Genomic DNA, 25,410 nt, shown 5'->3' with positions numbered 1-25,410 from the left:
CGCCTTGGGGACGGTTCGCTCGAAAGCGTCATCGCTTCGAGCGAACCTCGAACACTCGCTGAAAGAAGCCGTTTACAACCTTCTCTCGTGGGTTCGAGACAACGATGATCGTAGCGTCGACGACCTGATGGAAGAGATTGATCACCTCTTCGTTCACTCAACAGCCGACGCTAACGTTCAAAGCTGAGTTATATCTAGATAAAATGCTTCCAACAGAGCCTCTGTACGATAATAACTGTTAATGTCCGCATACACTTCGTATCAGATGTTATCGAAGTACCCTCGTCGGTTCTTCATTTCCTGCTTCTTCGTACGCTTGTCGTAGTGCTTCTTCAGCACGTCCGCACTCACATCCATCCGCTCTGATACCGCTTCGATCGGGACTTCGCTCCTTCGTGCGTGCGTGCTTGCCCCTTTCCTCAACGAGTGTGATGCGTGAGAGGACGGACACTTTGAGGCCGCGTGATAGGAACTTGCGGCCTCGCAGTCGTCGGGGTTTCTGTCGTGGGGACAGTTAAGCCCATACTCGCAAGGACGAGTAGCCCGATAACAGTTACTCCGGATGGATGTTTTGGAGATACGACCTTGGCGAGTCGTCAGTAGCGGTTCGCGTCCAGAATCGTCCGTTTTACCGAATCGGTGATGGTCGATGTAATCCCGCACGATCTGGTTGACCTTCGGCTTGAGAGAGACAACACGTTGGCCCTCTTTCCCGTTCTTTAGCGGGGTTCCCTGATCCGGACGGTGGTGTACTTCGAGAGTACGCTCATCCTTGTCGTAGTCCTTGAGGTCGATAGCCCGAAGCGCACCGTTTCGCATCCCTGTGTGCCACAGTAGCTCGAAGATGACGTGTTCGCGTTGGGAGTAGTTGAAGTTCCGTTGATGCTCGATAATCGCCTGAGCAGTTTCCGCATCGACGTAGTCGTCGTTCACGTCCTCCTTGTTCTTCATCGTCGGCGGATCGATGTAATCGGATAGACCGGGACGGACGGCGTCAATACTTTCGCAGAAGTCGATGAAGACCTTGAGCGTACTCAGTTGCGTCGCCATCGTGACCTTGTTACAGTCGCCCTTCTCCCGTCGCCACTTCTTGTACTGGTGGAAGTGCCGACCGCTTAGGTCGTTCATGTTGCTCACGTCTCCTTCGGTATCGCACCACTCAACGAAAGGAGAGAGTCGATACTTGTGCGCCTTGTAGGTCGCATCCGCCAATTCGCCACGACGGTTTTCGAGATACCACTCCTTTGCTTCCTGCGGGTCGATCGGCTTGAGATCGGTTGTCATTGGTGGGCCTCGCGCTCAGCTCACCAACAGCGATTCCCCAGTATCCATTACTTGCCGAGCGCCCGTGTACGGCACGTACACGGCGTGAGGCGTTCAAATCGCGCCCGGCCCGCTTCTCATAACGGTCCACCGTCTACTGACGAGTTCCCGCGTTGTGCCGCCGTCTCGAAAGGCGGAGTCACGAACGGGGTAGAACGGCAGATCGGCGCCATCGAGGTGGCCGACGGCTCGGAGAACTAGCCGAGGGGGAAGAGTCGTGCCGAGACGGTTGATACGAACGTTGAACGGACGGCTCTGCCCGTCGACGGGACTCCTGGCGGACCGCACGGACAAACGGACGAGGGATCGAGCGCCACAGGACCGGCACTCGATTCCGGCCCGCGGGGTGGCCGGAGTCAGACTGCGTGTGACACTCCTCACCCGTCTGGGAACTCAACGCCCGTGAACGCGAAGCGAGCGCCGCCCTCGGCGCTCTGCTCGACGCCTATCTCCCACCCGTGAGCGGTGGCGATCTGCTTGACGATGGTCAGTCCGAGGCCCGCGCCCCCTTCGCCCGTGGTGACTCCGTCTTCGAACAGTCGGTCGCGAAGGTCGTCTCGAATCCCCGCGCCGGTGTCTTCGACGTAGAACCCGTTCGGAATGGCTCCGACCCGCACGGTCACGTCCTCGCCGCCGTGTTCGACCGAGTTGCGGAACAGGTTTTCCAAGATCTGTCGCAATCGGCTCTCATCGGCGGAAATGGCTATCTCTGTCTCGACGCGCAGCGACGCGTCGCCCGTGTCGACGCTCCCCCACGCCGACCGGCTGACCGCTTCGAGATTCGCGGGGGCGACTTCGTCGATCCGGTCGCCCGCCTTCGTCAACGAGACGAGGTCGGTGATCAGGGCCTCCATGCGAGTGAGGGCGGCGTCCGCCGTTTCGAGGTGTTCGCTGTCGGACTCCCTGCGGGCGAGTTCGCTCCGCCCTTTCGCGACGTTCACCGGGTTTCGGAGGTCGTGACTGGCGACGTCGACGAACTGATCCAGCTGCTCGTTCCGCATCGTCAGGCGCTCGTTCGCCCGTTCGAGTTCGGAGACCGTCTCCGCGAGCTCCTCGTTCGTACGACGAAGCCGCGCCGCGTACACGCCGATGACCGTGCCGAGCGCCGCGCCGACGCTCAGCGATCCGGTCATCGAGAGCAGGATCGACGAGTCCGCTCGGGAGGCCATCTCCCCGAACCAGGCTCCGAGAATCACGAACGCGAGAAATCCGGTGACAGTCCATTTCAACACCGTCCGCTGGCTCGTCGCGGCGACCCCGTCCGATCGGAGCCGCCCGTACGACACCAATCCGACTCCGATGGGCATCGGAACCGCGGCCTGGAGTGCGAGTATCCCAAAGTCGACGTCCACGAGCACACTCATCACCCCTGTTACGACGATGATCGCCGCCCCCACGATAACGACGGGATTCATCTGAGTGTCGGGAGCCATTTTCGGATGTATTCCAGTATGCGATATTTAAATAATTTCGATATGTACGAGAGCCCTCGGCGCTCCGAGCGCCGGTCGAGGCCGTGATCGAGGGTCGAAACGAGCCCATGTGGCGCACTTATCCGGGCATTCAGCACGGCAGCGACCGAACAGATTATCCCGGCTACCCGCGCTGTGTTCGACGAAACACCCAGAAATAATCAATATAACGTCATTTCATCGAGGCTGACCTCCGGCGCGCGGAGCGGTCGGTCGAGACGGCCGTATCGCTCGTCGAGGACCTCATGACCGTCCACCCGTTCTCCGTCGAGCCGAGGCGGCTCTCCGAGTCGATGCGCGAGTCGAGCGCCGCGCCGACGGAGCGCGATGAGTGACGCCACGCCGCGGCCGGTCGGGCGGTCGCGCCGAGCGGCCCGCGGTGGGTGATTCCCGTGGCGCTTCTCGCCTCGTCGGTCGTCGTCTGCGAGGCGAACAAGACCCGGGCCGACCTCTCCGGGCTCTGGCTCGACGAGTACGCCCCCGCCGAGGGCTGACGACCGCCCAGTTCGCCGAGGCGTTCGACGGCGGGGTCGCGGTCCTCGTGCCGGACGAGTCGCTCGGCGACGGGGCGGCCGAGGAGATACTGGAACGGTCGCGGTCGGAGGCGTCGCTCTGTCGCGTGCTCTGCGTCAGGGAGCGGTCGGCCCCGGACGCGGAGGCGCCGTACGGCCGCGACATCGAACGCCCGGTGTTCGAGGCGGACCTCGTCGACACCGTCGAGACGCTGTTCCGCCGGGCCGACTACCACCTGCTCTTGGACCAGTACTACCGGACCACCGTGCTTATCTCGGCGTACGAGTGGCGGGACGGCGGCGATCCGACGGACGACGGCCGGTACGACCGACTTGTCGGCCGGACCGAGCGCTTCCAGGAGTAGTTGACTCGGCTGCGACGACGGATGAGCGGCGAGGACGTTCGCGCCGTCGCCGAGGGGATCGCGGTCGGCGACGGCGACGGCGTCGCCGAGGAGGAATCCGTCGAGAGCAAGTACCGCCCCGACGAGTGCGCCCGGTGCGGGAGCGACTGGACCGAACGGGTCGACGGCGAACGGGCGGCGGTGAAGACCGGCGCGTACGTGTGGCGGTGCGAGCGCTGCGGCCACGTGGACATGCGGGCGGGCGCGAACCACCGACGCGTCACCTCCTCCAACCGCTGAGGCGGTCGGCGAGCAGTTCGCTCAACCGCCCCTGCGCCGCTCGCCCCGGCGTGGGTGATTTATGTGCTTCGCCGACGACGACGCTGCGTACATGTCGAGTCTCGACGACGCGGCGGCGGTGATAACGGGAGCGAGTTCGGGAATCGGTGAGGCGACGGCGCACGCGCTCGCCGAGCGCGGGGCGAACGTCGTCCTCGTGGCGCGGCGGCGCGAGGCGCTCGAATCGGTCGCGGACGACGTGCGGTCCGAGCACGGCGTCGAGGCCGTGGTCGCGGACGGCGACGTGCGCGACCCGGCGACCTCGCAAGCGGCGGTCGAGGCCGCGGTCGACGAGTTCGGCGACCTCGACGTGGCCGTCGTCAACGCGGGCGTCGCCCGCGGGAGCGACGTGGCGACGATGACCGACAAGGAGTACTCGGTGATGCAGGAGACGAACGTCGACGGCGCGTTCTTCCTCACGCGCGCGGCGCTCCCGCACCTCACGGAGAGCGAGGGGAGCCTGATCGCGGTCGGCAGCTTCGCCGGGGAGTACCCGCGGTCGTTCAACCCCGTGTACGCCGCGACGAAGTGGTGGGTCCGCGGGTTCGCGCACAGCGTCGCGGCGCAGGTCGGCGACGAGGGCGTGGCCGTCTCCGTGGTCAACCCCTCGGAGGTCCGGACGGAGTTCGGGAGCGAGGACGGCGAGCCGTTCGAGGAGCGGTTCGAGCCCGGGAGCGTCACCGAGCCCGAGGAGGTGGCTGAGGCGATTGCCTTCGCCGCGTCGCGGCCCGGCTCGACGGCCCAGGAGATCGACCTCTTCCGGCGCGACAAGTTCGCCGACGCGCTGTAGCCGCCCCGGTCCGGGCGGACGAGCCGTCGAGCGTCGGGCCCCGGCCTTCGAACCGTAACCCCTTTTGAATCACCGGACGGCGGACGCGTGTGAGCAACGCGACGGACGGACCGAAGCGATCGCAGTTCTGGGCGCTGTACCTCACTCGGTTCGCGGAGGGGTTCGGCTTCATCACGTTGCTGACGCTTCTGCCGACGTACATCAACGCCTTGGACCCGCAGGCGGTCACCGTGTTGGGCGTCACGGTCTCGGCCGGCTTCGTCATCGGGATGTACACCACCGGGTTCACGCTCGCGCAGACGGCTGCGGTGGTCCCGCTCGCGTGGGCCGGCGACCGGTTCGACAAGCGGCGCGTCCTCCTCGCCGTTCTCGTGGCCGGTGCGGGCGTGTACGCGCTGTTCCCGCTGGTCGACTCCTCGGCCACGTTCGTCGCCGTGCGCGCGCTTCAGGGGTTCGTCGTCACCGGCGCGGGGCTGATGACGCTCTCGCTCGTCGGCCAGATCGCCGAAGCGGGCACCCGGGCAGACAAGATCGGGAAGGCGAACGCCGCCTCGTTCGCCGCCTCGATACTCGGCTCGCTCGGCGCGGGCGCCATCTACGACGCCGTCGGCTTCGGGCCCGTCTTCGGGGTCATCACGGCGCTGATGGTGGCCGCGTGGCTCGTCACGTGGGGCGTGCTCGACGACGACCCGACGCGGATCGAGGGGTTCCCCTTCACCGACCTCGCGGTCAACCGCAAGCTCCTGACGATATCGACGTTCCGGGCGCAGTACGCCTTCGCGGTGACGATGGTCCGGACGTGGGTTCCCATCTACGCGGGGACGGCGGTCGGCGGCGGGGGGCTCGCGGTCGGCGCGACCGCGGTGGCGGTGACGGTCACCGCCGAGAAGGCGACCAACATGGTCGGGCAACTGTTCACGGGTCGGCTCTCAGACGCCTACGGGCGGTCGCTGTTCGTGTTCGGCGGCGGCGGAGCCTACGGGGTGATCGCGATGGCGATCCCGTTCTCGGCGCCGATCGGTGCCGCCCTCGGTAGCGGCGTCACGGTCCCCGTACTGGGCGCGCTCCCGCCGGCGTACCTCCCGCTCGTCGGCCTCTCGGGACTCCTCGGCGTCGCCGACTCGTTCCGGGAGCCGGCCAGCATGGCGCTGTTCGCCGACGAGGGGACCGACGACGGCGGCGTCGCCTCCAGTTTCGGCATCCGAGAGCTGGTGTGGCGGCCGGGGTCGGTGGCCGGCCCTCTCATCGCCGGCTGGCTCATGGTCGAGGTGAGCATGGCGTCCGTCTTCTACGTCGGCGGCGCGTTCGCGGTCACCGGCGTCCTCGCGTTCCTCGCGATCCTCGCGCGGGACCACGGTCGCGCGGCGCTGACGACGTGGTAGGACCGCGTGCGGCCCGCACACCGAGCGGCCACGTCCGCTTACCGCTTCCGCAGCGCGGCGCGGTAGTGCGGGCCGTCGCCGGAGCCCTCGCGGTCGACCGCGTCCACGACCCAGTCGGTCCCAACGGCGGCCTCGCGGAGTCGGTCCGGCGAGAACAGCCGGAAGTGGAGCGTCGGGTCCGTCTCCCCGTCGTACCGGAACCACATGAGGCGGTGCGCGAGCCCCGGCGTCGGGTCCGCGCGGTAGCCGAACAGGTCTGCCGCCTCGGAGTGCTCGGGATCGTAGCAGTCGACCACCGCGGTCGCGTCGGGCGTCGTCACGAACGCGAGGTCGCTGAGGAACGCCGAGAGCCCGCGCATCGACCCCGCCAGCCCGATCTGCGTCCCGATCGCGAGCGCCGACGCGAATCGGTCGCGCTCGAACGACTCGCGGAGGGCGAACATGTCGCCCTCCCTCGCGTCGGCGACGCCGCGGTCCCGCATTGTCTCGACGAGCGCCGGGCTGGCTTCGACGGCCACCGTCTCGAACCGCTCCTGAAACCGCAGCGCGTGGCGGCCAGCGCCGGCGCCGAGGTCGACCAGCGGGCACTCCAGTCGGGACGCTAGCCACGACCCCGCCTCGTCGTCGGGGTCGAACTCGGTGAAATAGAACGCCTCGATCGGATGTTCGCGGACCGCCTCGCCGTCTCCCTGGTAGAGCGGCTCCGTCCGGTCGCCACGGTTGTGGTCGCGGAGCGCGCGTCCGAAGGCGTCGGCCATACGCCGGACTGTCCGCTCACGGTGAAAAGCGGTCCGTGATATCGTCACGCAGTGACGCACCGGGTCGCACCTCGTGTCCGCCGGCGACGGGACCGGACGCAGTTGACCGTTCAGTCGTCGCCCTCGGCGGCCGACCCGCCGGTCGAGTCGGCGACCCGCTTCGTCTCGCTGTCCACGCTGATCCCCTCCCAGTCGTCGTCGGTGTGGAACCCCTCGCGCTCCTTCGCGCCGGGGGCGACGCGCATGAACTCGGCGCGCTCCCGGGCGCCTTCGAGCGTGTGCCCGCCGCAGTACGAGAGGCCCGAACGAATCCCCTGGCAGAACTCCTCGGCGACCGTCCCCACCGGGCCCTTGAAGGGCGTCAGCGCCTCGACGCCCTCGTCGGCGCCCACGTTCGCGCCTTTGTCGTCCCGGTCCTCGGCGGCGGCGGTCGTCGCCATCCCGCGCGACCGCTTGTACCGCGTCCCGTCGACCTCGACGACCGCCCCCGGGGCCTCCGCCGTCCCGGCGAAGAGGCTCCCGAGCATCACCGTGTCGGCCCCCGCCATCAGCGCCTTCGCCGCGTCGCCGGAGGTCCGAATGCCGCCGTCGGCGCAGATCGTCACGTCGAGGTCCGCGGCCGCGGTCGCGCAGTCGTCGACCGCGGTGAGCTGTGGGACGCCGGCCCCGGCGACCTTCCGCGTCGTACAGTGCGAACCCGGCCCGATGCCGACCTTCACGCAGTCGGCCCCGGCCGCCGCGAGGTCCTCGACGCCCGCCGGCGTGGCGACGTTGCCGGCGACGAGGTCCGTCTCCGGGAACTCCGCAGCGATCTCCTCGACGGCCGCGATCGTCCGGTCGAGGTGGCCGTGCGCGACGTCGACGACGATCGCGTCCACGCCAGCGTCGACCAGCGCGGCGCTGCGAGCGAGGTGGTCCTCGTTGATGCCGACCGCGGCCGCGACCCGCTCGCCGGCCGCGGCCACCCGCTCGACCTGCGCCGACTGCTCGTCGACGGTGAGGAAGCGGTGGAGGACGCCGAGCCCGCCGGCCCGCGAGAGCTCGATCGCCAGTTCGGCCTCCGTGACGGTGTCCATCGCCGCCGAGACCAGCGGGGTCTCCAGTTCGACGTTCGGCGTGAACCGCGTCGACAGGTCCACGTCGCTCCGGCTGTCGACGGGCGACCGCTGCGGGACGAGCAGCACGTCCCCGTAGCTCAGCCCGGTTCGTAGATCGTTCATACCCTTAGCGGGACGGGGGACGGACGGTGAAAAACCTCTCGATAGCCGGAGCGGTCGCGGTCGCGCTGCCGCGACGCGTCAGTACCCCTGCTCGGCCAGGGCGCCCTCGAGCGCCGCGAGGACGTACTCGACGTTCTTCGGGCGGGCAGAGTGCCCCATACAGCCGATGCGCCAGATGTCGCCCTCCAGGTCCCCGAGCCCGGAGGCGATCTCCAGGTCGTACTCGTCGAGCAGGCGGTCGATGACGGCGGCGTCGTCGACCCCGTCGGGCACCCGGACCGCGTTCAGACTTGGGAGCCAGTACTCGTCGGGAGCGTTCATTTCGAGGCCCAGATCGCGGAGCCCTACCTTCAGGTCGCCGGCGACCTCGCGGTGACGCGTCCACCGCTCTTCGATCCCCTCCTCGGCGACGAGGCGGAGCGCCTCGCGGAGCGCGTACACGTTCGTGATCGGCGCGGTGTGGTGGTACGCGCGCTCGTCGCCCCAGTACCCCTCCAACAGCGAGAGGTCGAGGTACCACGAGCGGGCCGGCTCCTCGCGGTCGAGCACCTTGTCCATCGCGCGGTCGTTGAGCGTGAGTGGGCTCGCCCCCGGCGGACACGAGAGGCACTTCTGCGGGCCGGAGTAGGCGGCGTCGACGCCCCACTCGTCGACGCGCATCTCGACGCCGCCGAGCGAGGTGACGCAGTCCGCGATCACGAACGCGTCGTGAGCGTGCGCGATGTCGGTCAATTCGGAGACGTTCGGCTGGCGGACGCCCGTCGACGTCTCCGCGTGGACGAACCCGAACACGTCCGGCTGGTGTTCGTTGAAGGCGCGCTCGACGTCGACGGGGTCGAGGGGCTCGCCCCACGGAGCGTCCACCTCGACGACCTCGCCGCCCGCGCGCTCGGCCATCGACTTCATCCGGCCGCCGAAGTAGCCGTTCGTCGGTACCAGCATCGTGTCGCCCGGCTCGACGAGGTTGCCGATGGCGGCCTCCATCGACGCCGACCCGGTCCCGGAGACCGGGATCGTCCACTGGTTGTCGGTCCGGAACGTGTAGCGCAACAGCTCCTGGACCTCGTCCATGATCTCGACGAACGACGGGTCGAGATGGCCGACGAGCGGCGTGCTCATCGCCTTGAGGACGCGCGGGTGGACGTCGCTCGGACCGGGGCCCATCAGCGTGCGGTCCGGCGGCGTCAGCTCCCCCACGTCGGGCGCTTTCTCGTCGACGCCGCGTTCGGCGTATCGCTCTGACATGCGCTTGAGTCCAGCCAGCGGTGACAAAAACCCGACGGAACGCGCGGGCTCGCCGACGCAGTGACGGCCGACGACGACGGCCGGCCGCTATCGCTGCGCCGCGAGCGGGTGCCCGGCCGATCGAAGTCGCCGCACCGCGAGCGGGCGCCCGGCCGATCGAACTCCGTCGACCCGCGCAGACGCTCGGTGGTCCGGGGCGGTGACCACCGGTACCTAAATCCCCGTGACGCGTATGACGCGACATGAGCGACCGCGCGGGCGAATCGAGCGCAGACCAGGACCTCCAGACCGTCATCGACCGGATGGCCGACGGGTTCTTCGCCCTCGACGCGGACTGGAGGGTCACGTACGCCAACGAGGAGGGACGGCGGATCCTGCGGGCCGCGATGCGCGACGACGCGGTCGATCCGAGCGAGACGGTTGTGGGGTGTCACCTGTGGGACTCGATCCCGAATTCGACCGGGACGGAGTTCTACGAGCGGTACCACCACGCCATGGACGTCCAAGAGTCCGTCTCGTTCGACTCGTACTACGAACCGCTGGGCGTCTGGTTCGACGTGCGCGTGTTCCCCTCCGACGAGGGGCTCTCGGTGTACCTCCGGGACATCACCGAGCGACGCGACCTAGAGCGGCGCCAGCGGGAGAGCCTCCGGGCCATCCAGCGCCTCTACGCGGTCTCCTCGGACCAGGACCGCACCTTCGAGGAGAAGGTCGAGGCGATACTGACGCTCGGCTGCGAGTACCTCGACGTGCCGAACGGCTTCCTCACCCGGATCGAGGACGGCACCCAGCACGTCGAGATATCGCACGCGGAACACCCGCTGCTACAGGCCGGCGAGACCTGCCCCCTCGACGAGGCGTACTGTAAGCGGACCATCGAGCGCGACCGGCTGTTGACAGTCGTCGACGCCTCCGAGAACGGGTGGAACGACGACTCGGCCTACGAGACGTTCGGCCTCGAGACGTACATCGGCGGACAGGTCGAGATCGACGGCGAGCAGTACGGGACGCTCTGCTTCGCCGCGACCACGCCGCGCGGCGAGCCGTTCACGGACACGCAGCGGACGTTCGTCGAACTGCTGACGCGGTGGGTGAGCTACGAGCTGGAGCGACAGCACGCGGCGGAGCAGCTCGAACGCGAACGCGACCGGCTCGACGAGTTCGCCAGCGTCGTGAGCCACGACCTCCGGAACCCGCTCACGGCCGCCCGGGGTCGGCTGGACCTCCTCGCGGAGGAGTCCGACAGCGACCACATCGCCCCGATCGAGCGGTCGCTCTCACGGATGGAGACGCTCATCGACGACCTGCTGGCGCTCGCGCGCGAGGGGAGCGACGTCGAGGACCCGGACCCGGTCGACCTCGCGGCGCTCGCGACCGACGCGTGGAAGACGAGCGACAGTCGGGGCGGGACGCTCCGCGTCGCGCTCGACGACTCTGAAGTCCTCGCCGACGAGGCGCGGCTGCGACAGCTGTTCGAGAACCTGTTCCGGAACGCCGTGGAACACGGCGGCGAGGACGTGACGGTCACCGTCGGACCGCTCGCGGACGGCGCCGGGTTCTACGTGGCCGACGACGGAGAAGGGATCCCCGAAGCGGAGCGGGACCAGGTGTTCGAGACCGGCTACACGACGACGACGGACGGGACGGGGTTCGGGCTGAACATCGTCGCCGAGATCGCCGACGCGCACGGCTGGGCGGTGCGAGTGACGGCGTCCGAGGCGGACGGCGCCCGGTTCGAGATCACCGGCGTCGAGGCCGCCTGAGCCGTTCGGTCACTCGGCGTCGACGAAGTCCGGCTCCGTCCGCTTCTCCGCGCGCTCGTCGACGAGGTGGTCGACGAACGTGTCGAGGTCGACGTCGCCGCGCTGGTTCTCGAAGCGGTCGCGCACCGAGACCGTGCCCGCCTCCTGCTCGTCGTCGCCGACGATGACCATGTACGGGAGGCGGTCGTCGTGGCCCGCGCGGATCTTGCGGCCGACGGTCCAGTCGCGGTCCTCGACCTCGACGCGGAAGCCCGCGTCTTCCAGCTCGTTCTTCACGCGGTGGGCGTAGCCCAGCGTCTCGTCGGAGACGGGGAGGATCCGAACCTGCTCCGGCGCGAGCCACAGCGGGAAGTTCCCGTCGAAGTGCTCGATCAGCACCATGAAGAACCGCTCGTAGCTCCCGTACAGCGCCCGGTGGATCATCACCGGCTGGTGCTCCTCGTTGTCCTCGCCCGTGTAGGTCAGGTCGAACCGGTCGGGCATGTTGAAGTCGAGCTGGACGGTCGGACCGTCCCAGACGCGGCCGAGGGCGTCCTCGAAGCCGAAGTCGATCTTCGGGCCGTAGAACGCGCCGTCGCCGGGCTCAATGTCGTAGTCGTAGCCGCCCGATTCGAGCACGTCGCGGAGCTGCTCCTCGGCGGACTCCCAGATCTCGTCGCCGCCGACGGACTTGTCGGGGCGGGTCGCTAAGGCGACCTCGACCTCCAGATCGAGCGTCTCCACGACCTCGAAGATCATCTCGATCACCGACTCGATCTCCTGCCGGATCTGGTCGGGGCGGACGAACAGGTGGCCGTCGTCGATGGTGAACGACCAGACGCGCGAGAGGCCCGACAGCTCGCCGCGCTGCTCTTTCCGGTACACCTTCCCGTTCTCGAAGTAGCGCTGGGGGAGGTCGCGGTACGACCAGTTCTGCTGGTCGAAGATCGTCGCGTGGCCCGGGCAGTTCATCGGCTTCAGGCCGTACTCCTCGTCGTTCACGTCGAGGAGGAACATGTCGTCCTTGTAGTTCTCGTAGTGGCCGGACTGCTTCCACAGCTCCGTCCGGAACACGTGCGGCGTCTCGACCTCCTCGTACCCCTTCTCGCGGTTGAGCTCGTTCGCGAAGTCGGACAGCTCGCGCAGCACCGTCTTCCCCGGCGGGTGGTACAGCGGCAGGCCGGGGCCGGTCACCGTCGGGATCGAGAAGAGGTTCATCTCCTGCCCGATCTTTCGGTGGTCGCGCTCTTGGGCCTCCTCGCGGAGTTCGAGGTACTCTTCGAGGTCGGACTCGCTCGCGAACGCGGTGCCGTACACGCGCGTCAGCGTGTCGTTCTCCTCGTCGCCGCGCCAGTAGGCGGCCGACACCTCGAGCAGCGTCGCCGCGCCGATCTCGCCGGTCGACTCGACGTGCGGGCCCTGACAGAGGTCCTGCCAGTCGTCCTGGACGTAGAAGGTGACCTCCTCGCCGTCGGCCTCCTCGTCGAGTATCTGGCGTTTGTACTCGTTGTCGGCGTAGATCTCTTTCGCCTCCTCGCGCGAGCGGACCTCGCGCTCGATGTCGTAGTCGGCGGCGATTATCTCGTCCATCTCCGCCTCGACGGCGGCCAGGTCGTCCTCGTCGACGTCCACGTCGGTCACGTCGTAGTAGAAGCCGTCGTCGGTCGGCGGGCCGATCGTCAGCGTCGCCTCCGGGTGGAGCCGCTGGAGCGCCTGCGCGAACACGTGGGCCGCGGAATGGCGCAACACCGTGAGGTACTCGTCGGACTGGTCGGTGACGATCTCGATCCGCGCGCCGTCGTGGACCGCCGCGTGCTTCTCGACGAGTTCGCCGTCGATCTTCCCCGCGACGGTGTCGCGACCGAGCCCGGGGCCGATCTCGAAGGCGACGTCCTCGACTGTCGAGCCCGCCGGAACGGTGAGTTCTGATCCGTCCGGCAGGACGACCGTCACCTCGGCCTCCGCATCGGTCTCGCTCATACAGTGTCGGAACCGGACGACCGGCATAAGTGTGTTCGATCCGCGGCGCCGAGCGTCACGGTCGACCGGACATCGTTCGCCGCTCGCCGCCAGATCCCGGCAAGTCACGCCGCCGCTCTGGAGCCCCGGATCGGGAGCGAGCGATGGCAACACACAAATCACCCGGCAACGTTTGCCGCCCTATGACCAGTCATCGGGAGCCCCTGTCGTCGGTGTTGGAGGCGATCGGGGAGACGCCGCTCGTCGAGGTCCACGACGCGCCGACCGCGGTGCCGGTGTACGCCAAGCTGGAGTCGTTCAACCCTGGAGCGAGCATCAAGGACCGCATCGGGAGGTACATGCTCGAACGCATGCTGGAGCGGGGCGACCTCGGCGAGGGCGGCACCGTGGTCGAGCCGACCGCCGGCAACACCGGGATCGGGCTCGCGGTCGCCGCCAAGCAGCTGGGGTTAAACGCCGTCTTCGTCGTTCCCGAGCGCTTCTCGGTGGAGAAACAGCAGCTCATGCGCGCGCTCGGCGCCGAGGTGGTGAACACGCCGAGCGAGGACGGGATGGGGCTCGCGATCGACCGCGCCCACGAGATCGCGGCGGAGCTCGACGACGCGGTCGTCCCCCAACAGTTCTCGAACCCGCTCAACGCCGAGGCACACTACGAGACGACCGCCCCCGAGATCGACGAGGCCCTCGACGGCGAGGTCGGCGCGGTCGTCGCCGGCTGCGGCACGGGCGGGACGCTGATGGGGATCGCCCGCTACTTCCGCGAGGCCGACCCGGACACCCACGTCGTCGCGGTCGAGCCGGCCGGCTCCGCGTACCGCGAGTTCCTCGGCGAGGACGTCGACCACGAGGCGTACAAGACCGAGGGGATCGGCACCCACGACACCGGACGCAACGAGCTGTTCGACCCGGACCTCGTCGACGAGATCCAAGCGATAGACGACCGCGACGTCCACGAGGAGATGGGCCGGCTCGCGAGCGAGGAGGGCCACCTCGTCGCCTCCTCGTCGGCCGCGAACGCGATCGCGGCGAAGCGGGTCGCGCGGGAGATCCGCGACGGCAAGATAGACGCCCCGCACGACGCGGTCGTCACCGTCTTCCCCGACTCCTCCGAGCGCTACCTCTCGAAGGGCGTCTACCGGTCCTTCGAGGAGTGGGAGGGGTAGGTGGCGGAGCGGCGCGACGCCGCCCAGACACCGGCCGGTACCGCGGCCGCCGCCCGGTCCGTTATCCGCGCAGTCGACCGTGTTCGACCTTGAGACAGCGGTCCTGAACGACGTCGATTCCGTCCTCCTCCGCGGCCGCGGCCGCCTCGTCGTGGCTGATCCCGAGTTGGAGCCACAGCGTCCCGGCGTCGCCGCGCGACGCGTGTCGCTCGCGGACGGCCTCGGCGATCTCCGGGACCTCCTCGCTCGGCCGGAACACGTCAACGATGTCGATCTCTTCTTCCACGTCGCCGACCGCGTCGTACGCCGGTTCGCCGAGCACCTCGTCCGCGAACGGATTCACCGGGATCACGCGGTACCGCCGGTCCTGAAGATACGCGGGCACGTCGTGCGCGGCCTTCCCGGGCGTCGTCGAACAGCCGACGACGGCGATCGTCTCGGCGTCGAGCAGGCGGTCGAGTCCGGCGTCGTCCGTGACGGGCATGGTCGACGATTCGATCGCCATGCGATTAAACGGATCCCTAGCCGCTGTGAAGAGAAGCGTGGTCGTCGGCTCCCGGTCAGGGGAGTCGGATCTCGGGGTCGCCGTCCTCGGGGACGGTGACGATGCCGTCGAACAGCTGTTTGAGCGTGTTCATCGCCTGGTCGTCGTGGGCGGTCGAGTCGATGCTGTACAGTCCCAGTCCGTCGACGCTCTGGACGCGGCCCGTGAACACGTGGAGGAACCGGAACACCGTCTGGAGGTCCGAGTACATCAGCAGCGTCGACAGCGAGTGGACCATCACGCGGTTCTGATCGATACCGCGGTCGCCGAACGCCTGGAGGAACTCGGAGAGCTTGATCCCGATCCCGGTCATGTCTACCGGCGAGGAGGCGTACTTGATACGGTCGGACTCGCGGGTCTCGCCCCCCTGCTGGCGGGTGACGCAGTCGACGACCGCGACGGGCTTCCCCTCGTAGGGCGTCCGCTCCTCGTAGTCGCGGAGCACCCGATCGGCGCCGTCCTTGGTGGTGACGACGATGGCGCCCTCGTCGCGATCGGTCCCTGCGGCGAGGACGTCCATCATTATCGACCGCTTCCCGCTGAGCGGCGGGCCGGTCAACAGAATGTTGGTCCCGGGATCGACCTCGGCGTCGAAATGCGGCGTCAGCTCATACATGGACGCACCTCGGGGGCGGCGACGTCGGCGCGATCCACTCGTTCGGCCGCGAGGCCGTGCGACCAAGACACATCTACTACCTGAACATGCCCGCTCCGAATAATATTCTTTTTGATCGGCCCCTGCGACGCGACGGCGCGTCTCGATCGGGCCGTGGACCCGATCGGACGGCGAATTCGGCCGCCAGTGGGGGGCCGAACGCCGCCGGACCGTGGAAATCTATCACGCAGGCGAATCGACCGATCGGCGACGCCGGGCCGGAACCGACGGACTGCGCGGCGCCGGTTTCGAATCGCGGGACTTAACACGCTCTCGGAAGTAAGCCGACGTGAGGGCGCTTAGCTCAGTTTGGACAGAGTGCTTGGCTTCGGACCAAGTTGCCACGGGTTCAAATCCTGTAGCGCCCACTCACTCGCGGTCCGTTGCCGAACTAGTCCTAATTCTACTGTAGAGTCTCGGATCAAATGGTCGGTGTGGAGAGCTTGTCGGATTCATCCCGCGCCTATAGTACTTAGCAGAAGTTTTGAAGATAGATACCGTAATTTGTACTGTAAAACGAATCAGTTCAGTTCTTCTGCTCGTTGAGCAAGCAACTGAATCAACTCCTGTACAGTGATTTCGTCTTCTTGAACAAGGGTTGTATCAACCGCATATTCGATCGCTTCAGCGTAGCTGGAGCGATCGTGACGGGTCATAATCCGTGCGAGCTTCTCAGCCAACTCATCGCTGATTGTGACTGTCGTATACCCTTCAGGAGGCATAATCTACTACTGGCGCTTCTTACAGTAATATTTACGGGAAGTAGTTACAGAACTTCTCCTAGGTACTAAAGGCGCGGGTATTCTCCTTGCGTTTTATAACACTGGCGTCACTCGCTTACCGTTCCGATCGGTTGCCGGTTACTAGAGACGGTGCGGAGCGCACACGAGACTCACAATTTCGGCCGACGCCGCTCGCGAGTCGGTGTCGAGTAGCGACGGGAACCGGACTCAGTCGGCTTCGAGGTGCTCTCGTCGCGTTCGCCAATGAGGGAGACTCGACCGCGATCGTGATACGACTGTCCCCCTGCGGGTCGTAGCGGTCCACGAGCCCCGCGTCCTCAAGCTTCGGAAGCCGTCGATCGATCGTCTGATCGGAGTCGAATACGTCGCACAACGGCGCCTCCGGATGCTTCCGGACTCGGCGAACCGATCGGCGTCCCCGCTATCTTTTTGTGACTCGTCCGGCTCCCGATAGTCGTGCCTATTCGGAGCGCGAAAGACCGGCGTCGCTCTACGCGGAGGTCCGGGACTACGACCTCGTCGTGACCCCCGACGCCCCGCTCGCGAGCGCGATCAACCGCCGCCTCGACCGCCCGCACTTCGGAACGTTCGCGACCACGCCGCGCCGCCTCGCGGCCGGTCGCCGCGAGCAGGCGGAGGACCGCCGGGCGTTCCTCGAGATCGTCCGACAGACCGACCACGACTGGAAGGCGGTCGCGTACGCCGTCGGGAACGTCCTCCAGTGTTGGGAACACACCGGCCGGCTCGGCGCGGTCTTAGAGTACGACGCCTACGTCGACGACGCGACCCGCGAGGTCGTCGAAGTCATGCGGACGCTGCGAACGACCTCGAAGCGGCTCACGGAGTACGCGATCGACGACGGGGGGTCCGTCGCCGTCGTCGGGTACGACCAGCTGACCGAACTGGAGCGCGGCGTCCTCCCGGAGGCGTTCGATCGCGTCGACCTCTTCAGCGGGGAGGCGTTCGATCCCCCGCCCTTCCACGTCTTCGAGTCGGCGACCGACATCGTCGCCGCGCTCCGCGATACGATCACGACGCACAATGCGGACCGCGTCGCCGTCGTCCTCGACGGCGGCGGGAAGTACTCCTCGCTCGTCGAGTCCGCGTTCGAGGCCGCGGGCATCCCCTTCTACGGCGGGCCGGGGTTCGCGGACGACCCGCACCACCGGACATTCGTCCGGCTCCTCCGGCTCTGTTTCCGGGGGAGCGACGCGACCGTCGGCGACGCCGCCCCGATCCTCGCACAACTGGGGATGGACGTCCCGACCGCGGACCGGGAGCGGCGGTTGGCGGCCGTCGACCACCCCGCCACGGAGTGGCTGCGGACGTTCCGCGACGGCGTCGGCGACCGGACGTTCGCGGCGGCGCTCGACGCCTACGCGACCGAGGCCGGCGTCGAACTGGACCGGCTCGACGAGGAGCTGCGGAACCTGGGGCTCGCCGACGCGCAAGTGACCGCCGGCGCGGTCGACCGGCTCGCCTACTACCTCCAGACCTACGAGGTCCCCGTCGACAGGGAGAACGAGGGCGTCCTCCTCGCCGACGCGAAGTCCTCCGCGTACGTCGACCGCCCGGTCGTCTTCCACCTCGGAATGGGAGAGGAGTGGACGCACTCGGCGCCCCAGCGGCCGTGGGTGGACACCGAGACCCAGTTCGCGCGCTACGTCGGCGACTTCCAGCGCCTGCTCCAGAGCGGCGACCGACGGTACTACCTCGTTCAGGACGCGGCCGGCGGGGAGCCGGTCACTCCGTGCCTGTACCTCGGCGACCTCCTCGACGAGGAGTTCGAGCGGTTCAGCGACCTCGACTCGGTCGAACACCGGCCGCGACCGCGGTCGACGGGCGCGGGCTTCGACCGTGAACCGACCGGAGTGGACCCCGAGACGGTCGGGACGGTCAGCCAGTCGACCCTGAACAGCTACGTCAACAGCCCCCGGGACTACCTCTTCGGGCGGCTCCTCGACACTCCGGATCGGGAACGGTTCGTCGAGGGGACCCTCTTCCACGACTTCGCGGAGTTCTACGTGAACCACCCCGAGGCGGTCGCCGCGGCCGACACCGACGCCCTCGTCGACGCCATGCTCGCGGAGACCGAGGCGTTCGCCTCGGCCGCCGACGAGCCCCTCCGCCGCCGGAAGTACCGCATCGGACTGGAGCTGATCGCGGAGTATCTCGACGAGGAGGGGCCGGAGTCGGACGACTTCCTCACGGCGGCGTCGAGGTGGGGAACCAATTTCTTCGCGGAACACTTCGACGAGCCGGTCGACTCACCGCTGACCGAGCGCTGGTTCGAGGACGATGCCCTCGGCGTGAAGGGGAAGATCGACCTCGTGCGGGCGCCGACCGCGCTGCTCGATTACAAGAGCGGACGCAAGAAGCGCACCGCACAGGTCGTCGGCGACGCGGCGGTCGACCCGCCGGCGGACACGCCGAACTTCCAGGCGGCGCTGTACCTGACGTACTACCGGTCGGTCCGTCCGAATGAGCGGCTGGAGTTCACGTTCTTCCACTTCCTCGAGCCGATGGCCGACGTGATCGCGGGCGACGCCGACCTCGGCGACGCGCTCACGACGGTCACCTACCACCCGGTCGCCTTCGACGAGTACGTCGGCTCCCGGGATGCGTACGAGCGGCTCCTCGACGGCTACACCGACTGTCGGGAGACGTTCGAGGACCTCGGCTACTCGGCCTACGAGCAGGTTGTGGCCCCGCTGACGTTCCCCGAGACGACCGACAAGGGCGAACTCCGCGACTCCGAGTTCGCCGAGCGGTTCACCGCCGCGGTCGACGCGGAAACGTCCGCGGCCGTCGACGCCGAGAAGGGCGCGGACCAGGCGATCCGAGAGCTCAACGGCGCCCGCAGGCGGGCCTTCTTCCGCGAGGACCTCGACGCCTTCGAGGCGTTCGTCGACGAGCGCCTCGACGAACTCAACGCCCGGCGCGCCGGCGAAGAGCGGTTCCCGGTCGACGGGCTCGCCGGCGAGCCGAACTACCGGCGCGTGGACAACCGCGACCTGCTGTTGGAGGGGGACCGATGAGAGAGCCGACGCCGAACGAGGCCCAGCGGGAGCTCATCGAGAGCACGGCGGGGACGCACCTGGTCGACGCCGGTCCCGGGACGGGGAAGACGTTCGCCGTCACCCGGCGCTACGGACGGATCGTCGACCGGCCGGACGTGGAACCGGACGACGTGCTGCTGGCGACGTTCACGCGGAGCGCCGCGACCGAGATGCGAGAGCGGATCGTCGACCACAGCGCGTACGGCCTGCGGGAGCTGGCCGACGCCCCGATCCGGACGTTCCACTCGCACTGCCACGAACTGCTTCAGGAGCACGGGTACGCCGCGCCGACACACCTCGGCCTCGACGAGCGGATCACGGGGTCGACGCGGATCCTCGAAGACGAGCTGATCGAGGCCGAGCGGTTCCGCGAGTTCTTCGGCGGCTTCCGCGACGACCACCCGGAACACGCGGCGTTTTACCGCGCGCTCGCCGAACCGGGCGAGCTGCTCGACCTGATCGGAGAGCTCGCGTCGAAGGGGACCTTCCCCACTGCCGACGGGTGGTATCGGGGCGGCGAATCATACCTCGACGGCGACTTCGAGGCGTTCAGAGCGCGGTTCGACGCGGCGAACCGACCCCGGAACGACGGCCGGAAACAGTCGGCGCTGCGCGAGGACCTGAGCGACTTCGGCCGCCACAAGACGTACCGCTCGGACGCCCCGTCGAAGTCGGAGCTGCGCGGCGGCCGCGGGACGAAGCGCCTCGACGACGACGTGGCGCGCGCGGTCTTCGACGAGGACCGCGACGGGCTCAAGGCGTTCGTCCGCGACGTGTATTTCGAGTACCTGCGATTTGCGCTGCGCCGCAACTACCTATCCTTCAGCTTCCTCCAGCTGTTCGCGTTCGTCCTCCTCTGCGAGGACGAGCGCGCCCGCGAGGCGGCGCAGTTCGAGTACGTCATGGTCGACGAGTTTCAGGACACGAGTGAGCTCCAGTTCAAGCTCGCGCTGCTTCTGTCCGGGACCGAGAACTTCTGCGCCGTCGGCGACTGGAAGCAGAGCATCTACTCGTTCCAGTACGCGGACGTGCGCAACGTCACCGAGTTCGAAGCGCGGCTGGAGCGGTTCGCCGCCGAACTCAACGACGACGCCGACCGGGTCCCGTTCGACGCGACCGACCCGACCCGGATCGAACTGCGGGAGAACTACCGGTCGACGGCGTCGGTCATCGACCTCTCGGAGCGGGCGATCGCGGCGCCGGCTGCGAGCGGAGATACCGTCGCGGTCGACCCCGACGACGTCGTCGGGCTCTCCTCGAACGCTCCCTTCGACAACACGGTCGTCGAGGGAATCCGCCACGAGGACGAACACGAGGCGGTCCTCTCGAAGGTTCAGGCGATCGTCGGCAACGACGACTACGCCGTCGAGGGGGCGGACGGCGAACCGCGACCGCCGGAGTACGGGGATATCGCGGTGTTCACCCGGACCCGGGACTACGGGCGGGAACTCCTCGGCGCCGCCGACGAGTACGACTTCCCGATGGCCTACGACGGCGGGATCGAACTGTTCCGGACGGATCCGGCGAAACTGCTGCTCGCGTGGCTTCGGATCCTCGAAACCGACGCCGACCGCGGCTGGGCGGTGGTCCTCGAACGGGCCGGGTACGCGTTCGACGAGATCGGTCGCTTCCTGGAGACGGGGTCGTACCCTGACGACCCGGCGGCGTTCCGCGACGGGCTCCACGATCTGGAGTCGGTCGGCGCGGTCGCCCGCCGCGTCCTCGACCGCTACGGCTTCGCGGGCGACGCGGCGGACGTGCTCCTCCACACGGTCCAGTCGGTCCACGACGCGACGACGGCGACTCGCGGCGAGCTGATCCGGTTTATGGAGCGCGGCGTCGAGACCGGCAGCACGGTCGACGTCGCCGCGTCCGCGGGCGACGACGCGGTGACCGTCCAGACGATTCACGCCGCGAAGGGGTTGGAGTATCCGATCGTCGTCATGGCGAACATGAACGCGGGGCGCTTCCCACCTCGAGCCGGCGGATCGAGCGTCATCGAGTACCGGGACCCGGTGGGGCTCCGACAGCAGAAGGTGTACTCGGCGGAGCGGGCCCACCCGCACGTGTACGACAACTGGCGGCACGACGTGATCCGGCGCTGCCTACCGCGGGGGTACGACGAGGAACGCCGGCTGCTCTACGTCGCGGTCACGCGCGCGGAGAGCCACGTCGTGTTCGCGGCCGGCGAGGACCCGAACACGTTCCTCGAGGAGCTTCCCGTCGCCGTCGAAGAGATCGAACCAGCGGTCGAGTCGCTCGACCGCGAGGAGCCCGCCGACGCGGAACTGCCGTTCTCGGTGACGGCGCCTGACGGCCCGATCGGTCACAGCCCGCACTCGCTGATGGACGAGACCGTGTTCGAGGCGGCGGACGAGCGGTCGGAGGCGGGCGCCGAGGCGGCGCCCGAGACTCGCGGCATGGACTTCGGCTCTCGGGTCCACGACTTTGCGGAGGCGTACGCGCTCGGCGACGACGTGACGCCGTCGAACGACCACGAGCGGCGAGTCGTCGACCTACTCGACGGGCTGTCGGGCCAGCGGTACGTCGAGGAGCCGGTGACGCTCCCGCTCGAGGTCGACGGCCGCCGCGTCACGGTCTCGGGGATCGCGGACCTCGTTCACGTGACCGACGACCGGGTCGCGGTCGTCGATTACAAGACGGACTCGACGCGGCGCGCGCGGGCGGAGTACCGGAAGCAGCTCAGCGTCTACTACCACGTCCTCGACGAGTGGTTCGCCGAGAGAGCGGTCGAAACGAGCCTATTCTACACGAGCGATGGGACGCGCGAGCGGGTCGAGCCACTCGCCGTCGAGGAGCTGCGCGCGCTCGTTCGAGCGACCGAGTCGCCGTCCGGGTGAGGCCCCGACCGGTCCGACTGGCGCTCCCGACTTGCTCCCTCGCCGGCGCCACCCGAGGTGAGTGACCGTCTCGCGCCGGCTCCGTGACGGGGTGGAATTTTTGTCGACGCGAACCGGACGACGCGTATGGCGCTCCCCGAGGCAGGACCGACCCGCGCCGGCGTCGACGACCGCGACCGCTCCGGAACACCGGGGGCGCCCCCGTGAGCGCCGGCGGCGACGACGCGGACGCAGAGGCGGATTCCGGGGCGCTGGACGGGTTTCGGCGACTCTTCGCGCTGGAGCGCGACGTGTTCGTGCTGTCGATCGCGATGTTCGCGTTCAGCTTGGGGTTCCAGATGACGAACCGGTACCTCCCGGAGTACATGGTCGCGCTCGGGGCGTCCGGGTTCGTCGTCGGGCTCTTCGGCACGTTCGGCAACGTTATCTCGGCGATCTACCCGTACCCGGGCGGCGCCGTCTCGGACCGTATCGGCTCGCGGTACGCGCTCACCCTCTTCGGGCTGCTGTCGACGCTCGGCTTCCTCGTCTGGCTGGTCGCGCCCGGGGTCGGCCCGATCGCGGTGGGCGGACTCATCGTGGAGCCGTGGGTCTGGGTCTTCGTCGGACTGGTCCTCGCGCAGGCGTGGAAGTCGTTCGGGCTCGGCGCGACGTTCGCCGTCGTGAAGCAGGCGACCGACCCCTCGCGACTGGCCGCCGGGTTCGCCAGCACGGAGACGTTCCGGCGGACGGCGTTCCTCGTCGGACCCGTGCTGGCCGCCGTCCTCATCGGACTCCGCGCGGAGTTCACCGTCAGCTTCCAGTTCGTCCTCGCGGTCGCGGTCGCCTTCGGCGTCCTCGGCACGCTCGTCCAGCACGTCCTCTACGACGCGAGCGGCGACTCCTTCGGCGACTCGTTCGCGGGGCTCGACCGGGTCCGGCGCGACCTGCGGGAGATGCCGGCGCCGCTCCGGCCGCTGCTCGTCGGCGACACGCTCGTCCGGTTCGCGAACGGGATGGTGTACGTGTTCTTCGTCCTCGTCGTCACGCAGTTCTTCCAAGTCGGCCTCGACGCGACCGTCGCGCTGGGCGGGTTCGCGTACGACGTGGACCTCTCGCCGCAGGCGTTCTTCGGCTACCTCCTCGGCGTCGAGATGCTCGTCGCGCTGTTGATCATGGTCCCCGCTTCGCGGCTCGCGGAGCGCATCGGCCTCAAGCCGGTCGTCGCGGTCGGGTTCGCGGTGTACGCCCTCTTCCCGGTCGTACTGATCTACGCGCCGGCCCTCGCGGGGTCGGCGCTGCCACTGTCGGCCGTGATGATCGCCGTTTTCGCGTTCTCGGGGCTGCGGTTCGCGGGCCTGCCGTCGCACAAGGCGCTCATCGTCGGCCCGGCGGAGCAGGGGGCCGGCGGCCGCGTCACCGGGACGTACTACCTCGTCCGGAACACGGTCGTGATCCCGAGCGCGGCGGTCGGGGGGTACCTGTGGGACTTCGCCAGCCCCGAGGTCGCGTTCACCGTCGCGGCCGTCGTCGGGCTCGTCGGCACCGGCTACTTCCTCGCGTTCGGCAAGGAGTTCGAGGCGTACGCGTGAAGCGAGACGCCCCGGATCGGGAACCGGGCGCGGGCGGCCATCGACCCCGGTGCGGGCGACCACAGACCCCGGCGCCGGACCCCGCCCGGTGGCTCGGGTGGCCGGCTCGCGTAGGTTTATTGGAGCGGCGACGCTCGTCGATCCCATGCCGACACCGTACGGCGAGTGGCCGTCGCCGGTCGCCCCGGAGGACGTCGCCGCCGACGTCAGGTCGTTCGCGTCCGTCGAGACCGACGGAGACCACGTCTACTGGATCGAACGCCGCCCGTCCGAGGGCGGTCGCGGCGTCGTCTGTCGCGCCCCGGTCGACGACCGCGACGCCGATCCGACAGAAGTGACGTCGGAGGAACTCGACGTGCGCACGCTCGTCCACCAGTACGGGGGCGGCGACGTGCTCGTCGCGGACGGGACGGTGCTCGCGGCGAGCATGGACGACCAGCGGCTCTACCGACTGCCCGCGGACGGGAGCGCTGCCGGGGGCGACGCGGAACCGACCCCGGTCACGCCGGAGCCGCCGGAGCCGATGGCCCACCGTTACGCCGACATGCGGCTAGCTCCGGACGGGGAGACGGTCTGTGCCGTCCGCGAGCGTCACGTCGGACCCGGCACCGACGAGGAGCCCCGGAACGAGCTGGTCCGCTTCCCGCTGTCACCCGACCCGGCTCCGGAGACCGGCATCTCGGACCCGGTCGTCGTCGCGGACGGGCACGACTTCTACGCGGCGCCGCGGCCGGCCCCGGGCGGGGACCGGATCGCGTACCTGCGGTGGGATCACCCGAACATGCCGTGGGATGGGACCGAACTCGTCGTCGGCGCGGTCAACGAGACGGGCGACATCCGCGACGAGCGCGTCGTCGCGGGCGGCGCCGACGAGTCGGTCGTCTCGCCGAAGTGGTCGCCCGACGGCGTCCTCCACGCGGCGGCCGACCCCACCGGCTGGTGGAACCTCTATCGGTTCCCGGTCGCGTCCGGGACCGAGGAGGGGGAGCGCAGAGCCGGCGTCGCGCTCCCGACGACATCGGACGCGGAGGTCCTCCGCGAGATGCCGGCGGCGTTCGGCGTGCCGATGTGGACCCTCGGCGTGTCGACGTTCGCGTTCCTCGGCGACGGGCGGATCGCCACGCTGGTCACCGAGGGCGGCGACCCGAGCCTGCGCCTGCTCGATCCGGAGACGGGCGACCTCGTCGACCCGGGCCTCCCGTACAGCTCCTTCCGTCCGGCCTCGGTCCGGTCCGACGGCGACCGTGTCGTCTTCGCCGGTCACCGGACGGACGCGCCGAGCGCGGTCGTCGCGTGGCGACCGGGGTCGGCGGGGACCGGAGCAACTCGGCTCCGCGAGTCGACGGAGGACGCGCTCGACGCCGCGTACGTCTCGGAGCCGGAGTCGATCGCCTTCCCGACCGGCGACGCGGTCGGCGCCGACGACGCGACCGCGTACGGCCACTACTACCCGCCCCACAACCCCGACGTCGAAGCGCCGGCCGACGCGGCGCCGCCGCTCCTCGTCAGGGTCCACGGCGGGCCGACGAGTCGGTCCGAGGCGTCGCTGTCGTCGACGGTCCAGTTCTGGACGACCCGCGGCGTCGGGGTGCTCACAGTGAACTACCGGGGGTCGACGGGGTACGGCCGCGCCTTCTGCGAGTCGCTGAAGGGGGAGTGGGGCGTCCGCGACGTCCTCGACTGCGTCAACGCCGCCCGGTACGCCGC

Annotated in this window: 18 protein-coding genes, 1 tRNA gene and 2 pseudogenes; 12 read left to right on the top strand and 9 right to left on the bottom strand. The window is 68.6% G+C overall.

The annotated features are described in order from the left end of the window. Positions 1-187: pseudogene (locus B9G38_RS05650) on the top strand (IS701 family transposase); the annotation flags it as partial. Positions 188-261: 74 nt separating this feature from the next. Here the strand turns inward: B9G38_RS05650 and B9G38_RS05645 are convergent. Together B9G38_RS05645 and B9G38_RS05640 are read right to left on the bottom strand one after the other, a co-directional pair. Further along, positions 262-1,284, bottom strand: a complete 1,023-nt coding sequence (locus B9G38_RS05645; RefSeq protein ID WP_086219759.1) for a site-specific integrase — start codon at positions 1,282-1,284, stop codon at positions 262-264. 416 nt (positions 1,285-1,700) lie between these two features. Next, positions 1,701-2,630, bottom strand: coding sequence for a sensor histidine kinase KdpD (locus B9G38_RS05640; RefSeq protein WP_233127163.1), 930 nt, complete (start codon positions 2,628-2,630; stop codon positions 1,701-1,703). 706 nt (positions 2,631-3,336) lie between these two features. Here B9G38_RS05640 and B9G38_RS18500 point away from each other — a divergent pair. The 4 genes from B9G38_RS18500 (at position 3,337) to B9G38_RS05625 (ending at position 6,162) form a co-directional block, all read left to right on the top strand. Then, positions 3,337-3,672 (top strand): hypothetical protein, encoded by a 336-nt coding sequence (locus tag B9G38_RS18500; protein ID WP_233127162.1) that lies wholly within the window; start codon positions 3,337-3,339, stop codon positions 3,670-3,672. Between the two features lie 21 nt (positions 3,673-3,693). Further along, positions 3,694-3,951 carry a hypothetical protein gene (locus B9G38_RS18495; protein WP_233127161.1) on the top strand — a complete coding sequence of 86 codons (258 nt, stop codon included), beginning with the start codon at positions 3,694-3,696 and terminating at the stop codon, positions 3,949-3,951. Between the two features lie 91 nt (positions 3,952-4,042). Beyond that, entirely contained in the window at positions 4,043-4,780 is a 738-nt protein-coding gene (locus B9G38_RS05630; protein ID WP_086219761.1) for an SDR family oxidoreductase, read from the top strand. A gap of 89 nt (positions 4,781-4,869) precedes the next feature. Next, entirely contained in the window at positions 4,870-6,162 is a 1,293-nt protein-coding gene (locus tag B9G38_RS05625; RefSeq protein WP_086219758.1) for an MFS transporter, read from the top strand. Positions 6,163-6,200: 38 nt separating this feature from the next. Here the strand turns inward: B9G38_RS05625 and B9G38_RS05620 are convergent, their stop codons facing one another. The 3 genes from B9G38_RS05620 to B9G38_RS05610 all read right to left on the bottom strand — a co-directional run bounded on the left by B9G38_RS05620 (position 6,201) and on the right by B9G38_RS05610 (position 9,385). After that, positions 6,201-6,920, bottom strand: coding sequence for a class I SAM-dependent methyltransferase (locus tag B9G38_RS05620; RefSeq protein ID WP_049929676.1), 720 nt, complete (start codon positions 6,918-6,920; stop codon positions 6,201-6,203). Positions 6,921-7,030: 110 nt separating this feature from the next. Further along, the gene (locus B9G38_RS05615; protein WP_049929675.1) at positions 7,031-8,140 is read right to left on the bottom strand and encodes a guanosine monophosphate reductase; all 1,110 of its coding nucleotides are present in this window, start codon (positions 8,138-8,140) and stop codon (positions 7,031-7,033) included. A 78-nt stretch (positions 8,141-8,218) separates the two neighbouring features. After that, the gene (locus tag B9G38_RS05610; RefSeq protein ID WP_086219757.1) at positions 8,219-9,385 is read right to left on the bottom strand and encodes an alanine--glyoxylate aminotransferase family protein; all 1,167 of its coding nucleotides are present in this window, start codon (positions 9,383-9,385) and stop codon (positions 8,219-8,221) included. 242 nt (positions 9,386-9,627) lie between these two features. Between B9G38_RS05610 and B9G38_RS05605 the strand changes: the two genes are divergently transcribed. Beyond that, positions 9,628-11,148 carry an ATP-binding protein gene (locus B9G38_RS05605; RefSeq protein ID WP_049929673.1) on the top strand — a complete coding sequence of 507 codons (1,521 nt, stop codon included), beginning with the start codon at positions 9,628-9,630 and terminating at the stop codon, positions 11,146-11,148. A 9-nt stretch (positions 11,149-11,157) separates the two neighbouring features. Here the strand turns inward: B9G38_RS05605 and thrS are convergent, their stop codons facing one another. Further along, on the bottom strand, positions 11,158-13,134 hold the full coding sequence (gene thrS / locus B9G38_RS05600) for a threonine--tRNA ligase (RefSeq protein ID WP_176454974.1): 1,977 nt from the start codon (positions 13,132-13,134) through the stop codon (positions 11,158-11,160). Positions 13,135-13,289: 155 nt separating this feature from the next. Here thrS and B9G38_RS05595 point away from each other — a divergent pair, with 155 nt between their 5' ends. Then, on the top strand, positions 13,290-14,270 hold the full coding sequence (locus tag B9G38_RS05595; protein WP_086219756.1) for a PLP-dependent cysteine synthase family protein: 981 nt from the start codon (positions 13,290-13,292) through the stop codon (positions 14,268-14,270). A gap of 61 nt (positions 14,271-14,331) precedes the next feature. On the opposite strand, the gene B9G38_RS05590 is transcribed toward B9G38_RS05595, so the two are convergent. Continuing rightward, a complete protein-coding gene (locus tag B9G38_RS05590; protein WP_086219760.1) occupies positions 14,332-14,754 on the bottom strand; it encodes a CoA-binding protein in 423 nt (140 codons plus the stop codon). 76 nt (positions 14,755-14,830) lie between these two features. Further along, positions 14,831-15,430: a recombinase RecA gene (locus B9G38_RS05585; RefSeq protein WP_086219755.1), complete on the bottom strand. Its 600-nt coding sequence runs from the start codon at positions 15,428-15,430 to the stop codon at positions 14,831-14,833. Between the two features lie 332 nt (positions 15,431-15,762). Between B9G38_RS05585 and B9G38_RS05580 the strand changes: the two genes are divergently transcribed. Further along, a tRNA-Arg gene (locus tag B9G38_RS05580) sits at positions 15,763-15,837 on the top strand. Positions 15,838-15,990: 153 nt separating this feature from the next. On the opposite strand, the gene B9G38_RS05575 is transcribed toward B9G38_RS05580, so the two are convergent. Then, complete coding sequence (locus B9G38_RS05575) at positions 15,991-16,191, bottom strand: hypothetical protein (RefSeq protein ID WP_086219754.1); 201 nt, start codon at positions 16,189-16,191, stop codon at positions 15,991-15,993. 477 nt (positions 16,192-16,668) lie between these two features. On the opposite strand from B9G38_RS05575, the pseudogene B9G38_RS05570 reads away from it, so the two are divergent. The 4 genes and pseudogenes from B9G38_RS05570 to B9G38_RS05555 all read left to right on the top strand — a co-directional run. Next, positions 16,669-19,250 (top strand): annotated as a pseudogene (locus tag B9G38_RS05570) (PD-(D/E)XK nuclease family protein). Next, complete coding sequence (locus tag B9G38_RS05565; RefSeq protein ID WP_086219752.1) at positions 19,247-22,132, top strand: exodeoxyribonuclease V subunit beta; 2,886 nt, start codon at positions 19,247-19,249, stop codon at positions 22,130-22,132. Before B9G38_RS05570 ends, B9G38_RS05565 begins: the two are co-directional and overlap by 4 nt. Positions 22,133-22,335: 203 nt before the next feature. Continuing rightward, entirely contained in the window at positions 22,336-23,703 is a 1,368-nt protein-coding gene (locus tag B9G38_RS05560; protein ID WP_086219751.1) for an MFS transporter, read from the top strand. Between the two features lie 145 nt (positions 23,704-23,848). Further along, the coding region (locus B9G38_RS05555; protein ID WP_086219750.1) for a prolyl oligopeptidase family serine peptidase at positions 23,849-25,410 on the top strand (1,562 nt) is incomplete at its 3' end.

This window comes from Halorubrum sp. SD612, from assembly GCF_002135005.1.
The sequence above is the reverse complement of the archived record's forward strand: the minus strand, read 5'-3'. Positions and strand labels throughout refer to the sequence as shown.

Excerpts from the sequence above, each read along its gene's own strand:
- B9G38_RS05645 (WP_086219759.1), bottom strand. The coding sequence starts at position 1,284 with ATGACAACCGATCTCAAGCCGATCGACCCGCAGGAAGCAAAGGAGTGG.
- B9G38_RS05640 (WP_233127163.1), bottom strand. The coding sequence starts at position 2,630 with ATGCCCATCGGAGTCGGATTGGTGTCGTACGGGCGGCTCCGATCGGAC.
- B9G38_RS18495 (WP_233127161.1), top strand. The coding sequence starts at position 3,694 with ATGAGCGGCGAGGACGTTCGCGCCGTCGCCGAGGGGATCGCGGTCGGC.
- B9G38_RS05630 (WP_086219761.1), top strand. The coding sequence starts at position 4,043 with ATGTCGAGTCTCGACGACGCGGCGGCGGTGATAACGGGAGCGAGTTCG.
- B9G38_RS05620 (WP_049929676.1), bottom strand. The coding sequence starts at position 6,920 with ATGGCCGACGCCTTCGGACGCGCGCTCCGCGACCACAACCGTGGCGAC.
- B9G38_RS05615 (WP_049929675.1), bottom strand. The coding sequence starts at position 8,140 with ATGAACGATCTACGAACCGGGCTGAGCTACGGGGACGTGCTGCTCGTC.
- B9G38_RS05610 (WP_086219757.1), bottom strand. The coding sequence starts at position 9,385 with ATGTCAGAGCGATACGCCGAACGCGGCGTCGACGAGAAAGCGCCCGAC.
- B9G38_RS05605 (WP_049929673.1), top strand. The coding sequence starts at position 9,628 with ATGAGCGACCGCGCGGGCGAATCGAGCGCAGACCAGGACCTCCAGACC.
- thrS (WP_176454974.1), bottom strand. The coding sequence starts at position 13,134 with ATGCCGGTCGTCCGGTTCCGACACTGTATGAGCGAGACCGATGCGGAG.
- B9G38_RS05595 (WP_086219756.1), top strand. The coding sequence starts at position 13,290 with ATGACCAGTCATCGGGAGCCCCTGTCGTCGGTGTTGGAGGCGATCGGG.
- B9G38_RS05590 (WP_086219760.1), bottom strand. The coding sequence starts at position 14,754 with ATGCCCGTCACGGACGACGCCGGACTCGACCGCCTGCTCGACGCCGAG.
- B9G38_RS05585 (WP_086219755.1), bottom strand. The coding sequence starts at position 15,430 with ATGTATGAGCTGACGCCGCATTTCGACGCCGAGGTCGATCCCGGGACC.
- B9G38_RS05575 (WP_086219754.1), bottom strand. The coding sequence starts at position 16,191 with ATGCCTCCTGAAGGGTATACGACAGTCACAATCAGCGATGAGTTGGCT.
- B9G38_RS05565 (WP_086219752.1), top strand. The coding sequence starts at position 19,247 with ATGAGAGAGCCGACGCCGAACGAGGCCCAGCGGGAGCTCATCGAGAGC.